Here is a 13567-nt window from a genome sequence, read left to right on the forward strand (position 1 = left end):
TTAGAGAGATAAGTAGGGTAACCAGTGAAATCGCTACTAATCAAAGAAGAATTAGAGAGATAAGTAGGGTAACCAGTGAAATCGCTACTAATCAAAGAAGAATTAGAGAGATAAGTAGGGTAACCAGTGAAATCGCTACTAATCAAAGAAGAATTAGAGAGATAAGTAGGGTAATCAGTGAAATCGCTACTAATCAAAGAAGAATTAGAGAGATAAGTAGGGCAACCAGTGAAATCGCTACTAATCAAAGAAGAATTAGAGAGATAAGTAGTGTAACCAGTGAAATCGCTACTAATCAAAGAAGAATTATTGAGATAAGTAGGGCAACCAGTGAAATCGCTACTAATCAAAGAAGAATTAGAGAGATAAGTAGGGTAATCAGTGAAATCGCTACTAATAAAAGAAGAATTATTGAGATAAGTAGGGCAACCAGTGGAATCACTACTAATCAAAGAAGAATTAGAGAGATAAGTAGGGTAACCAGTGAAATCGCTACTAATCAAAGAAGAATTATTGAGATAAGTAGGGTAATCAGTGAAATCGCTACTAATAAAAGAAGAATTATTGAGATAAGTAGGGTAACCAGTGAAATCGCTACTAATCAAAGAAGAATTAGTGAGAAAAGTAGGGTAATCAGTGAAATCGCTACTAATCAAAGAAGAATTAGTGAGAAAAGTAGGGTAATCAGTGAAATCGCTACTAATAAAAGAAGAATTAGAGAGATAAGTAGGGCAACCAGTGAAATCACTACTAATAAAAGAAGAATTAGAGAGATAAGTAGGGCAACCAGTGAAATCGCTACTAATCAAAGAAGAATTATTGAGATAAGTAGGGCAACCAGTGAAATCGCTACTAATCAAAGAAGAATTATTGAGATAAGTAGGGCAACCAGTGAAATCGCTACTAATAAAAGAAGAATTAGAGAGATAAGTAGGGTAATCAGTGAAATCGCTACTAATCAAAGAAGAATTTGTCACATAAGCAGGACAAGCAGTAAAGTCGCTTCTAATAAAAGACCACCCTGCCATTGAATTCGCAAAATGAGTAGCGCTAAAGCTAGTTCCGTGAATTTTGATTAGTATTAGCGTTAGTCAATCTCGATTATGATAGATAGAAAGGAGACTTCTCTTGCCAACTTATAACAAACTAGTGCGTGATAGAATTCCCGACATCATCCAAAAGTCAGGGAAATCATACAATACAAGAATACTATCTCACTCCGAATATACAATGGCACTTAAAGATAAACTTCAAGAAGAGGTGAATGAATATCTAGAGGCAGGGCACTTGAAGGATCAAGGTGAAGAGTTAGCTGATATTCTCGAAGTCGTTTATGCATTAGCAGAAGCCCAACAAATGTCAACGGATGAATTAGATGAGATTAGAAGGACAAAAGCTCAACAAAGAGGAAGGTTCGAGGGTAGGGTGCTTTTGATAGATGTGCAAGAATAAGTTTATTATAATGTTTAAGGCAAAATCAATGGTACTACAAAAGGATACATAAGAAAGCACATGATGCATGCATCATAGATTTTCTTGTTATGTCACATTTCCTTATAAGTTCGTTGACGCTGTCTTTTACAACAGAAAGACTGTCTATTGGGTGCTAAATCATGGGGAGGATGTTTGAGGGAGGGAAAGTATTAGCCATCTGTGAAATTACGGATATCCTATTTAGAGAGAAAAGAAGTATATCAAATAGAGAAAACGATGTAATTTGCATAGGTGAACTCTAGAGGGGTAAAGGCTCTAGAGTTTTTCCTTTGTTAAAAAAGCTGCTATTTCCTTGCTACTTCTAAGTGTGATTATCTTCAAATTTGGCTTAGTATCTTTATATTTACGAAACCGCTCATGCATTTTTTTCTTTCTTCTATAATAAGTAGTCACGATAAACTTAAAGAATACCCAGTCAATTTTTTCATGACAGCCTTCAGCTATTTCAGGTCTTGATCTTTTATGAAATTGGATACGGCGTTTAAAAATCCGGTAGAGACAGGTGGAGAGAGGGAGTTCTAAATAGATGATTGTATCTGCTGCTGCTGTTCTAATGGGGAAGGTACTAGTGTAATTCCCCTCAATAATCCATTCAGATTGTTTTATAATGTCTTGTTGAAGGTGAATGAATCTCTCTTTTGTTGATTCTTTCCAATTGGGGAGCCAGTATAAGGTATCTAAATGATGGACATCTATTTGTAGCTTCTTGCCAAGTTTTCGAGCAAAAGTAGACTTGCCAACACCTGCAGATACACCTATAACCATGATTTTCTTCATACGACACACTCACTCCTCTTCTACAATAAGCTTAATTAACGCTATTAGAGAGCTTCATTTTCCTTTAAAATGATAGTAACTGTCAATAGGAGGAAAAGAGAATGATTGAAGAGGAAATGTACAACCGAGCCATCACATTTATTGAAGAGCGCTATCCTAAAGGGTGGGGTGGAGCGGCTGTGATTCATACTGGTGATGAACGTTATCTCATTAGTGTCGCACCAGTCACGTTTAACGCTAGTACGGAGTTATGTATTGAAGTTGGTGCCATTTGTGAAGCACATAAATTTAATATTGATGTCACACGATAATGAGAATAGCCCCTTCAAGGTTCTTTCACCATGTGGTATTTGTCAAGAGCGTTTGCGCTATTGGGGACCGAAAGTAAGAGTCGGAGTAACGACAAAAGAAAAGCTACTTAAGTTTGTTCCTTTAGGAGAACTTCAACCTTTTCATTGGACAAATGCTTATCCAGCTGAAGAAATCGAGCGCTTTAATAGCAAAGTAGAAAAGTTGCGTTGATTAGGATTAATGTATAAATATAATCAAATAAAAGCTATTTGTGTAAGTAGTAATAAAACCACACCCTTCATAAAATCATTTTTAAAATTGATTTTATGTTCAGATGTGGTTTATTGTGAAAAATTATAGTGTCAAGCCACCATCAACCATCACTGTTGTCCCAGTCATGTAGCTTGATGCATCAGATGCTAAGAAGCTCACCACGTTCGCGATTTCTTGAGGTTCAGAATATCTACCCATACGCATCACACTGATTTCAGCAGGGACATAACCAGTTGTTTTCATTTGTTCTTCCACTCCTTTAGTCAGTGGAGTGGCTACGCCACCGGGGCAGATGGCGTTTACACGGATCCCTTTTGATACATATTCGAGTGCAGCCCCTTTTGTTAAACCAACTACAGCATGTTTACTGGCAGAATAGGCTGCAGCACTATGCTCAGAACGAACGCCAGCAGTAGAAGCGGTATTGATGATGTGTCCATGGCCTTGTTGTTCCATCACTTTTAAAACCGCTTTCATTCCAAGGAAAACTCCTTTAGTATTAATATTCATCACACGATCGAATTCGGATTCTTCGATATCAGCGAACATCGAGAATTTTTGTACAACTCCAGCATTATTGAAAAATACATCAATGGTGCCGAAAGTATCCACTGCTTTTTGGACATAGTGATTAACATCATCCGCATTAGATACATCTGCTTTGATGAAAATGGCTTCCACCCCTTTTTCTTTTACTAGATCGAGTGTTTCATTGGCAATTGTTTCATTGAAGTCAACGATGACTAAGTTAAAACCGTCTTCTGCTAATTTAATCGCAGAAGCGCGTCCAATTCCTCCACCTGCACCTGTTATAACTGCTGTTTTCTTACTCATATAAACATCCCCTTTTGCGAATAAAATTGGTCGACAAGTTCAGTGTTAGACACCTTGTCTATTTAAATGATAAACTATTTGAGATGTTGTTAGGTACAAAGAAACCTTATTTTCTAAGAAGATAGACATAAATAAAGTATGTGTTGAGGATGGTGATTTTGTGATAAAAGACCCAAGGGTGTTGCAAACTTTTGATTTGTTGTGCAAAGGTTTTACAAATTTACTCCAATCAGATGCCATCGAGCAAATCAATATTAAGAAGCTAACGGAAGCTTCGAAAATCAACCGCACGACCTTTTATTTACATTTTGCCGATTTACAAGCTTTTGTTACCTATTATGTTAATCGCCTTTTCCAACATTGGTCGGATATCGTAAATAGTGTTCCTTCTCTTCCAGAACATAAATCACTACAAGAGCCTTATCCAGGTTTAGTGCAATTATTAGAATATATTAAAAGTGAACAAGTGCTTTATCATTGCTTATTAGTGGAGCATCGTTTGCCATTATTTACAGTAGCTTTAAGAGAATGGATGATTAAATTTACAAACCAAGGTTTTGGTACGGTCACACAAACTCCTGCCTTAAGCGAATCAGAGAGAAAAGTAAGGGAAGTTCATATTTTAAGCGGTACGATTGGGTCCATTGTATGGTGGCTAGAAGAGGGATTTCCGATATCATCGCAAAAACTTGCAGAAGAATTGACCTTAATAGCGGCGAAGGGGCCTTTTTATTTAAAATAGAAAAAAGTACTTGAAAATTCAGAATTAGAGATTATAATAGTAACTAATCAAACTTAATGCCTATTCATTAGCTATTAGAGAATAACCTTCTGTAATAACAACTAATGAACGAATGGCTATCTTAAACTATAACTGTCAAATGTATGGTGACGGTTGTATTTGAGATAGCCTATTTATATTGGTATGGGTAAACGAGAGTAGTTAGCTTGTGACAATAAACATGTAAGCGCTTTGAAAAGTCAATATATTAGAATGAAAGTTTCAGAGTGGAAATACTTCATCATGAAGTATGTACGCATATCTCCAATTACTAGTTTTATTGAAAAGAGCATAGGAGATAAATGTTACCGACGATGGAATCGTTAGAGATGAATGATATAACCAAATTTGGATTTAATTTTAGGAACATGATTTAAAAAAAGAACTTCTGTAAAGCAGCCTGTTTATTAACGATTAAAAATTCCCTTTTTTAATCTCCATTAGTAAACGCCCGTCCTTTGAAATATAGATGGTGTACTGCTATCCATTTATTTAGAAGGTTTTTTATGGATTGTCAAAGGGAGAGAACAGAATGAAGATTCGTTCAGTTAATAGTTTTATTTTAGATATTCCAATAATTAGACCACATCAGTTGGCGATGCACACAATAACCAAACAAGCGATAGTATTGGTTTGTATTCAAAACGAAGAAGGCCAAGAAGGTTGGGCAGAAGTAGCTACGATCGGTGGTGCATCTTATGGAGAAGGTACACCGGAAGCGATTAAGGTCAATATTGATACTTACATTACACCGCATTTGATTGGTAAAAATACAAGTGATTATGCGAAAATAATGGCCGATTTAAATAAAGTGGTTAGAGGGAATTATTTCGCTAAATCTGTAGTCGAGTCAGCGTTAATTGATTTAGCAGCAAAAGAAAAACAATTACCAGCATATGAATTACTTGGGGGGAAAATCCATTCTTCTCTCCCACTTGCGTGGACATTGGCAAGTGGCGATACAGCTAAAGACATCGCGGAGGCGGAACGATTTTTAGAGGAAAAGCGTCATAGAATTTTTAAATTGAAGATAGGGAAGGGCGATCCATATAAAAATGTGAACCATGTATTGGAGATTATTCGCTCCGTGGGTGATCGAGCAAGAGTAACGGTAGATATTAATCAGGCATGGGATGAAACAACTGCTGATTATTGTATTGCAGCACTTCAAGAAGGTGGTGTTTCAATGGTAGAGCAGCCCTTACCCACATGGAACTTAGAGGGAATGGCTAGATTAACAGAGAAATATGCTGTTCCAATTATGGCTGATGAAGCAGCTAATTCTATCCATGATGTTTTTCAGATTACTAAACGGCGTGCGGGGAATAGCATTGCCCTTAAACCGTGTAAGCATGGTGGATTATTAGAAACGAAGAAGGTAGCAGCTATTGCTGAAGGTGCTGGGTTTAGCCTTTATGGTGGGACAATGATTGAATCAACATTAGGAACAGCTGTCTGTGCTTCGGTTTACTCTACAATAGGCGAATTTGCATTTGGTACTGAATTGTTTGGTCCTTTATTATTTAAGGATCGTATAACAGTAAACAATTTGCGCTTCGAAAATTTTGAGTTAATTATTCCAGACGGTCCTGGATTTGGAATGGAAATAGATAAGGATAAAGTTGAATTTTACCAAAGATAAAAAAGTGGTTAGGGCAGAATATTCTGATAGAATAGAATTAACTGTATGGTTAAAGGAGTGTTATAAATGGCGATGTCAACAGCTTTCTTAACTGCGTATGCGAAGGCTCCCCAAAATACGCCTATGTATGAAAATAATAAACAGATTGGAATCATGCTAGAGATAAATAAACAAAGTCATACGATTGTTAATGTCGATTCTACTTTTATGACAGGACTTGCCAAAGATTATTTGAAGAGAATGATTATTGGGACAGATTTTAGTATAGATATATCAGACTTGATTTTAGATATAGAGATGAACTGTATTATTCCTTCACAACAAGCTTTAATTGTAGCCTTAAAAGTCGCGCACCAGAAGTATCGTGATACTTTTCTAAAAAAACCAACTGAATAATTGCCCGTTTATTTACGGTTTCAAGACTCTACTTGAAATAAAACTAGATAAACTATTCGGCCTTTTAAAAAGAGCACTAATTAACTGTGTTGCTTTTTGGAGGGCCATTTTTTTACCCATAATGAAAGCGTTTTTAAAAAGGAGTTAGATAAAATGAGTAATCTATTTAAACAAGTGAATCAAACGCTTTGGCAATCGCATAAGCGGTCGAAAGATTTATTAACATTTGCTAGTTTACGTGAAGTGAAGGAGACAAGTGTGATATCAACCTCATCAAGCGATAAAGGGGAAAAGAATAATCGTAAAAACAATCAAGGTTCGTACAAAACTAGTCAGGTTATCGGATTACTATTAGGTCCTGTTCTATTCTTCATGATCTGGTTGATACTGCCATTAAATGGATTGAGTGATGAAGGAAAAGCAGTCCTGGCTATTACAGCCTGGGTGTCAACATGGTGGATTTTGGAGGTCATGCCTTTAGGATTAACCTCCTTGTTACCGATTGTATTATTACCTTTATTAGGAGCAATATCTGGTAGTGAAGCAGCAAGTAGTTACGGGGATCCTAATATTTTCCTCTTTCTTGGCGGGTTTGCGATTGCGCTTGCGATTGAGAAATGGAATCTTCATGAAAGGATCGCGTTGTCAATCATTAGCCTTGTAGGAACAAGTACGTCAGGTCTTGTATATGGATTTATGTTCGCGACAGGTTTTCTTTCTATGTGGATTTCTAATGTGGCGACTGTAATGATGATGTTACCGATAGGAACAGCGATTGCTTTCAAAGTAGGAGAATTAATGAAAAAAGAGGGACAGTATACTTTTGCAGAAGAAAAGAAGTTCACTCAATCTATCATTTTCTCTATTGGCTTTGGTGGAATTATCGGAGGAAGTGCGACACTGATTGGAACGCCACCGAATCTGATATTGGCAGGATTAGTAACTGAAATGTTCGGTATAGAAATATCATTTGCTAAATGGTTTTTATTTGCTTTTCCAATGATCCTCATTCTAGGTATTGCAACAGCTTTTTATTTAACTAAAATTGCCTACCCCATGAATGTTAAAAGCCTGCAATCAGGAAAACAATTCGTAATAGATGAGAAGGAAAATCTCGGAAAAATGAGTTTTGAAGAAAAGGCAGTAGGGTTAGTATTCACATTAACGGCTTTTATGTGGTTAACAAGATCTTTCCTCTGGACAGATATCATTCCGGGCATAAGTGACACAATGATTGCGATTACCGGTGCCTTATTACTTTATTTAATCCCAGCATCTAAAAAGCACGGAGGAAGATTACTCGGTCAGGATTCTCTTAAGAAAATGCCTTGGGATGTCTTGCTTTTGGTCGGAGGAGGTTTAGCCATTGCGGCTGGATTCAGTCAAACCGATTTATCATCTTGGGTTGGTAGTCAGCTATTATTGTTAGAAGGAACGCCATATATTGTCATTCTGGCTATATCGACCTTATTAGCAATTGGTATTACTCAGATTGCCCCTAATACTGCTGTGACAACTATATTTGTACCTATTGCGGCTACGCTTGCGTTAGCAATTGATGCACATCCGTTACCATTAATGACAGCTGTTGCTTTAGGTGCTGGTTTTGCTTTCATGCTACCGATTGGTACACCATCTCAAGCAATTATTTTTGGTACAGGGAAAGTAACGATTGTTGATATGTTAAGAAGAGGAACATTAGTCTCTATTTTAGCAATCGTTCTTATCATCTTATTTGTTTACTTCGTTTATCCAATGGTATTTAATCTGAACTTGTTCGAATATCCATCAGCTTTGAAATAAAATAAAACAAAGCCTTACTCCTTGTATAGGAGAAGGCTTTTGTTCTACTTATATCCCTTTTTTATAGAGCACAAAAGAATAAACAGTTGGTATGATGACAATCATCACAACTAAAATAATCATGATGAGAATCTGAGCAAAGTTGATAAATCCAGTGAGTATCATACCAAGCCCACCAATAATCCACAAATAACCGGCTAATCGATGGGTTTTATTCCAATTTTCCTCACTTGTAAGTGTCCAAGGTAGCTTGATTCCTACCGTGAAATTTTGCTTACTTTTAGGCATATAATTTCCACAAATGATGATAATGAGTCCTACCAGAATAGGGGCAATAGATTCAATACGGATGTCATAGCCGAGTGCTTTGAATAAGGTGATGGGGACGATGATAAGCGTCATAATTGGAATTACCCATATAATTAATTGTTTGAGTGCTTTAGCGGTATTTTCTTTCTTTGGGTCATTATTTATCATAAAAATAGTAAATAAGTGAATGGCGGCCATTAATAGGGGCAATCCCCACACAGCAATGGCTTTGGAGGTGAAATTATCAGCTTCACCTGCTGTATTCCAGTGGATGGCGATTTGATCAGGTAAATCAGGATATACAATCAAGCCAGGAATAATAGGAAGTAAACAAAGTAACGTCGTAATCACAAGTGTCCTATTCATTTTTCTTGTCATTTTCTTTCCCTCCAAATTGTGTAAACCACAGCATAATTTCTTCAAATACGGAAATATTCAATTCGTAGTAAATGAAGTTCTTATACTTGCTTTCAAGTATAAGGTCTGCCTTTTTTAGCTGTGATAAGTGATAAGAAATGGTTGCTCCTGTCATTTCAAAATGCTTCCCAATCTCACCGGCAGATAGCTTTTTATCTTTCAGTAAGACAAGAATCTCTCTACGCACAGGGTCTGAAAGAGCCTTAAATGTATCTGGAAACCCCACGATAACACCTCTTTAATCTATTTAGAAATATCTCTAAATAGATTATATAACATGATATGTAAAAAATCACTATCTGTTTCGAAAAATTTCTAAATAGGTTTGCGATGGGCTCTAGGTTTAGGAATATTCATCCCCCATTATGAATGTATAGATCGTTTTGGAATGAATCATAATCGTTATATATGTGAATGTAAAAGGGGGCTATGTATCCATTCATTATTGAAAAGGAAGTGTATTAAGGAGAAGGACCTGAATAAGAAGAAGTAAAAAGGCCAAAAAATTGAGGACATACTTTGAACATCTTTAACCATATGAAATTGAAAGAAACGAAAAAAAATAACACGAAAAAATGTTAATGTTAAACCAACATTTTTTCGTGTTACAGATAGTTTCAATGTTAATTAACTGCGATGCTTTGTATCATTGCGAAGTATGCCATTAATACAAATAAAACAGAAGCTAAAAACGAAAGTGCAACATGTTGTTTCATTTTAAAGAGGACTAAGCTTCCACCAAGGCAGCTAAGGGCAAGGATGCCGAATATGATGCTCACTTCAGTGAAAATAAATGAAACTGAAATTCCTTCAAGTGTTCCTTGATAGAAAAGATTTAATATCGGTGCATAGCCACTATGAGCAATTAGATTGTCGATGTTCATTGGTGGAGACTGCTCATTAAAAATACCTGTAAGGATAAAGATAATGGTTATGATAAGAAATTCTGCACGAACCCATGGCTTCGGGTTGAACGAAGACTCTTTTTTTAGGCGGTGTTTCATCCAAAACCCATTGATCAAAGCGAATACAGTTAAAGGCATAACAAAAAGCAGTTTTAGCAATAGCCCTTGACCATATGAAACCAATAAGGCATCTTTATAATCTGTTTCAGCAGTCGTCACATTCGTTAGAAGAATACCACTTAAAACAATCAGTAAAAAGCAGATAATGGCTGTTAGATGGAACCATTTTAGAAAAGGCAACCAACTAGTTGTTTGCCGTGAAAACCAGGATACGACGAGTAATACCCCTGCCCAAGCAGAAACGGCAATTAGATGAAGGGCATGAATTCCAATCCCATAAACTCCTTGCATACTGCCAGCATGGCTTGACCAGGCGACACCGATGGTAAGAAGGAAGAGAAGAATCATTTCTCCAATAATGGAAACCTTTCTTTTATCCTCACCAAAAAGGGTAATGTAAAATGCCAGAACGATACAAATGATGAATGTGAAAAGCCAAGCATTCCCTACGCGGAAACTGAGTAATATATTTTCAAAGGCAGAACCCAGCCCATCAAGTTTGGCGAGATGGGTAACTAATTGTATTAAGGGAATGAAAGATAATAAGGCAATCCCCATTGTCGCCACTAATTGTATTGAGATGGATACTTTCACAGGTGGCTTAGAATTTGCAGGCACCCATCGTAAAATAAAGGTGCCTGCAAGAAGAGCAAAACATAAATAGAGAAGTGCCTCACTCAAAATGGTTAGAAAAAACATCGATTATTTTTTCCTTTTTAATAAGATGATGGCAATAATCGCAACAATGGCAACAAGAATGATACCAATCAATAACCCGTTTGAGTTTGATTCCGTTTCATCCGCTGTGTCGTTGGATGGTGTTGTCTCGTCTTCTTCTACAGTTGGCTCCTCATTTTCTGTAGATGGAGCCATTTCCGCTGTATCTTCTTCTACCTCTTCTTCAGGAACATTGACTTCAAAGCCATAAGATTCTTGCATAATATGACCATCTACTCCGATGATTTCCCAGCTTACCGTATAATTACCGTTAGCGATTGGTTCAGAAAAAGTAGCAATTAACTCATCTTCATTAACAGTGATGTCACTCGCCTCGACTACTTCTCCTTCACTATTTTCAATTTGCAAAGAAGCGTTATCTTCTATAACAGTGTCAAAATATAATTGAATCGTATCAATTGATTCTGTAACAGTCGCACCATCTTCAGGGTTTGAACCATCTAAATGAGTATGTGCAAATGCGGTATTGGTGCTAATAAATAAACATGTCACTACGAACAGTAGCATAGATAATTTTTTCATATCATGACCTCCAAAACTTTTTTTCGTAATTAGCGTACTAAATTGAGAAAGGAGATACAACCTTTTACCTGTGTACGATTGGTGTCGTTTTTGTGAATTTCTAAAATACTGTTATGACTAAACAGTCTCTTAAGTAGCGAAAGGCGGCCCCTTCACTTAACAATTAAACACAATCAATTAAAAAAGAGAACACCACTGTAGAAAAAATGTTAGATTCATGACATTAATGTGTAGAAAATATGGAATTTGTATGTAAATATCCTGTATCTAATTACCTTAGGTTGAACGTCGAATCCGTTTTATCTTTCCATAAATCCCTCATATATATTTCTCGCCAATTAAAAATATTGTTCTTATCATCTTTTGTCGTTAAAATCTAAATGATAAAAATATTTACAAAAGGAGAAAAGTTAATGAATCGAGTAGATGTAGCTTATTCACTGATTGTCGACGAAAACGAAGAAAATATCTTGATGGTAAAGAATATTAAACATAATAATTGGTCCCCACCTGGTGGAGGGGTAGAGAAAGGCGAAACATTGTTAGAGGCAGCAATTAGAGAAACAAAGGAAGAAACAGGTTTGGATATTGCACTTGGCGATATTGTCTCAATTAATGAAGCCTTTATGGAAAAGGAAAATTTTCATGCGATTTTCTTTACTTTTAAGGCGAAAATCATTGGTGGAGAGATTGAAATAAATGATAGGGAGACGATAGAAGAGGTGAAATGGATGAGTATCGCAGAAGCGGAAACTTGGATGCCTTATCATCAAAAGGGTATTCATTATTTATTAAAACAATCTGCCCTTTATTATTTTGAGGGAAATTAGTTTTCGTATAAAACGATCTCCATTAGCAAAAAATGTTAAAAAGGAGATGTTTTTCATGAGAAAATTCGCCATTTTTCTGCTTATATATTTACTTGCTTGCCATGTATGTCTGGAGAAGGTACATGCTGAAGAATATAAACAACATGATGCCAAAGATAAGGAACAAGTGGTAGACCATTTTGTATTAGCTATATTGAATGATGAGGTAAGGAATGCAGTAAATGATTATTATCAAAAGGATACTGTGATCCAATTTGACTGGCAAGCAAAAGACTATAACGTTGTTGAAATGAAGCAATGGAAGAAAGGTAATGAACTGGGACATTCTTTTCTGATTAGTTTAACGGTATTGCCATATGATAATAATAAGTCTAGTCAATTGGGTGTTGATACAATTACTTTTGGCATTTCGCCTCAATCCTTAAACACACAGAAAAACAATAAGAGCTTAGCATCTACGGAAGTTGAGTTATTAGATTATAAGCATAGAGAGGCTGTGTATAAGGGGAGTTAGTTCAATGGAAGAGAGGAGATTGGGTTGAAAGAGATATCTAGAGTGGTCGGGTTCATAGCGGGATTAATAAGTATGATAATTTGGGGATGTTTACTTTTTTTAACCCTTATTCTTCTGACTTTGTAGGAATAGGTACAGCCTTATTAACCTTCTTCTTGTTGGCGCTCCCTGCTTTGTTCATTATTATATTTATTAAGTTCTCGAATCATTTCTTCATGCTCATTGCTGTTATTTTACATTAAAAGTCGATGTGGTATTCATGTAGGATAAAAGACTGAACAGAAACAGAATTAACTGTTTTCGGAAATCATAAAGATTCGAAAATGCGCCTCAATTATTAACGACAGGCTGGTCAATTGACTTATCGGATAGTAATAATGAAGTAGCTGCACACGCCCATTCATCTGTAAACTTACCAATAACTGAACAATGGGCAATACTTCTATACACTAATGAAAACTATTTGACACTATCATATTAAATATTAAAAATGAAGAAATAGTTCTGTTTATTCAGGACTATTTTTCTTATAATTTAACTATTAATGTAAATATAAAAAGATAGTTACCTCTACTTATTGTTAAGCCAAACTGGTATTCTGATATTTGTATTGAAGGGAAAATACCTTAGTAGGGGTTTTGTAATGAAATTAAATAATAATGTAGATTTATATTGAAGTAACGTGTGTTTCGATGCTTACGAAGGTTAAATTCTTTGTTGGTTGTCCATTGTATAGTTTTTTATTTAATAATATACACTTTACATTAATATATAATGTGCAAAAAATGTAAAATAACATGTAGGAAGCCCTATAAAAAGAATGAACCCTGATAGGGCTCTAGGAGAAAATAGTATTAAATCTATAAAGTAGTAATGATGCTTCTCGCACCGATAATTACTGTTATGCCCAAGCTAGTTGTG

14 protein-coding genes and 1 pseudogene are annotated in these 13567 nt (G+C 35.9%); 9 read left to right on the forward strand and 6 right to left on the reverse strand.

The window, feature by feature from the left end:
- Both LCM23_RS00825 and LCM23_RS00830 read left to right on the forward strand, forming a co-directional pair.
- Window positions 1–1031, forward strand: a 1031-nt coding sequence (locus LCM23_RS00825; RefSeq protein WP_224934689.1) for a coiled-coil domain-containing protein, incomplete at its 5' end; no start/stop codon positions are given.
- Between the two features lie 97 nt (window positions 1032–1128).
- Window positions 1129–1452 carry a nucleoside triphosphate pyrophosphohydrolase gene (locus tag LCM23_RS00830; RefSeq protein ID WP_224934691.1) on the forward strand — a complete coding sequence of 108 codons (324 nt, stop codon included), beginning with the start codon at window positions 1129–1131 and terminating at the stop codon, window positions 1450–1452.
- Window positions 1453–1749: 297 nt separating this feature from the next.
- Here the strand turns inward: LCM23_RS00830 and LCM23_RS00835 are convergent, their stop codons facing one another.
- A complete protein-coding gene (locus LCM23_RS00835) occupies window positions 1750–2271 on the reverse strand; it encodes a P-loop NTPase family protein (RefSeq protein WP_224934693.1) in 522 nt (173 codons plus the stop codon).
- Between the two features lie 101 nt (window positions 2272–2372).
- On the opposite strand from LCM23_RS00835, the pseudogene LCM23_RS00840 reads away from it, so the two are divergent.
- Window positions 2373–2793: pseudogene (locus LCM23_RS00840) on the forward strand (cytidine deaminase).
- Window positions 2794–2916: 123 nt separating this feature from the next.
- On the opposite strand, the gene LCM23_RS00845 reads toward LCM23_RS00840, so the two are convergent.
- Window positions 2917–3669, reverse strand: coding sequence for an SDR family NAD(P)-dependent oxidoreductase (locus LCM23_RS00845; RefSeq protein ID WP_224934695.1), 753 nt, complete (start codon window positions 3667–3669; stop codon window positions 2917–2919).
- 160 nt (window positions 3670–3829) lie between these two features.
- On the opposite strand from LCM23_RS00845, the gene LCM23_RS00850 reads away from it, so the two are divergent.
- The 4 genes from LCM23_RS00850 to LCM23_RS00865 all read left to right on the forward strand — a co-directional run bounded on the left by LCM23_RS00850 (window position 3830) and on the right by LCM23_RS00865 (window position 8291).
- A complete protein-coding gene (locus LCM23_RS00850) occupies window positions 3830–4411 on the forward strand; it encodes a TetR-like C-terminal domain-containing protein (RefSeq protein WP_224934697.1) in 582 nt (193 codons plus the stop codon).
- Window positions 4412–4982: 571 nt separating this feature from the next.
- The gene (locus LCM23_RS00855) at window positions 4983–6092 is read left to right on the forward strand and encodes a muconate/chloromuconate family cycloisomerase (protein WP_224934699.1); all 1110 of its coding nucleotides are present in this window, start codon (window positions 4983–4985) and stop codon (window positions 6090–6092) included.
- A gap of 66 nt (window positions 6093–6158) precedes the next feature.
- Entirely contained in the window at window positions 6159–6488 is a 330-nt protein-coding gene (locus LCM23_RS00860) for a DUF3870 domain-containing protein (protein WP_224934700.1), read from the forward strand.
- Window positions 6489–6641: 153 nt separating this feature from the next.
- Complete coding sequence (locus LCM23_RS00865; RefSeq protein WP_224934702.1) at window positions 6642–8291, forward strand: SLC13 family permease; 1650 nt, start codon at window positions 6642–6644, stop codon at window positions 8289–8291.
- Between the two features lie 48 nt (window positions 8292–8339).
- Here the strand turns inward: LCM23_RS00865 and LCM23_RS00870 are convergent, their stop codons facing one another.
- From LCM23_RS00870 to LCM23_RS00885, 4 genes are all read right to left on the reverse strand, one after another.
- A complete protein-coding gene (locus tag LCM23_RS00870) occupies window positions 8340–8978 on the reverse strand; it encodes an SdpI family protein (protein WP_224934704.1) in 639 nt (212 codons plus the stop codon).
- A complete protein-coding gene (locus tag LCM23_RS00875) occupies window positions 8959–9243 on the reverse strand; it encodes an autorepressor SdpR family transcription factor (RefSeq protein ID WP_095370398.1) in 285 nt (94 codons plus the stop codon). Before LCM23_RS00875 ends, LCM23_RS00870 begins: the two co-directional genes overlap by 20 nt.
- Before the next feature lie 397 nt (window positions 9244–9640).
- Entirely contained in the window at window positions 9641–10741 is a 1101-nt protein-coding gene (locus tag LCM23_RS00880; RefSeq protein WP_224934706.1) for a copper resistance D family protein, read from the reverse strand.
- A gap of 3 nt (window positions 10742–10744) precedes the next feature.
- Window positions 10745–11302, reverse strand: a complete 558-nt coding sequence (locus LCM23_RS00885) for a copper resistance CopC family protein (protein ID WP_224934708.1) — start codon at window positions 11300–11302, stop codon at window positions 10745–10747.
- Between the two features lie 413 nt (window positions 11303–11715).
- Here LCM23_RS00885 and LCM23_RS00890 point away from each other — a divergent pair, with 413 nt between their 5' ends.
- Together LCM23_RS00890 and LCM23_RS00895 are read left to right on the forward strand one after the other, a co-directional pair.
- A complete protein-coding gene (locus LCM23_RS00890) occupies window positions 11716–12132 on the forward strand; it encodes an NUDIX hydrolase (RefSeq protein WP_224934710.1) in 417 nt (138 codons plus the stop codon).
- Between the two features lie 55 nt (window positions 12133–12187).
- Entirely contained in the window at window positions 12188–12646 is a 459-nt protein-coding gene (locus LCM23_RS00895; RefSeq protein ID WP_224934712.1) for a DUF3888 domain-containing protein, read from the forward strand.
- The last annotated feature ends 921 nt before the right edge of the window (window positions 12647–13567 follow it).

It is taken from the genome of Cytobacillus kochii (assembly GCF_020171845.1).
Classification (GTDB): domain Bacteria; phylum Bacillota; class Bacilli; order Bacillales; family Cytobacillaceae; genus Cytobacillus; species Cytobacillus kochii.

Coding starts and splice junctions, on each gene's coding strand:
- LCM23_RS00865 (WP_224934702.1), top strand. CDS start 6,642: ATGAGTAATCTATTTAAACAAGTGAATCAAACGCTTTGGCAATCGCAT.
- LCM23_RS00890 (WP_224934710.1), top strand. CDS start 11,716: ATGAATCGAGTAGATGTAGCTTATTCACTGATTGTCGACGAAAACGAA.
- LCM23_RS00895 (WP_224934712.1), top strand. CDS start 12,188: ATGAGAAAATTCGCCATTTTTCTGCTTATATATTTACTTGCTTGCCAT.
- LCM23_RS00855 (WP_224934699.1), top strand. CDS start 4,983: ATGAAGATTCGTTCAGTTAATAGTTTTATTTTAGATATTCCAATAATT.
- LCM23_RS00860 (WP_224934700.1), top strand. CDS start 6,159: ATGGCGATGTCAACAGCTTTCTTAACTGCGTATGCGAAGGCTCCCCAA.
- LCM23_RS00885 (WP_224934708.1), bottom strand. CDS start 11,302: ATGAAAAAATTATCTATGCTACTGTTCGTAGTGACATGTTTATTTATT.
- LCM23_RS00835 (WP_224934693.1), bottom strand. CDS start 2,271: ATGAAGAAAATCATGGTTATAGGTGTATCTGCAGGTGTTGGCAAGTCT.
- LCM23_RS00870 (WP_224934704.1), bottom strand. CDS start 8,978: ATGACAAGAAAAATGAATAGGACACTTGTGATTACGACGTTACTTTGT.
- LCM23_RS00880 (WP_224934706.1), bottom strand. CDS start 10,741: ATGTTTTTTCTAACCATTTTGAGTGAGGCACTTCTCTATTTATGTTTT.
- LCM23_RS00845 (WP_224934695.1), bottom strand. CDS start 3,669: ATGAGTAAGAAAACAGCAGTTATAACAGGTGCAGGTGGAGGAATTGGA.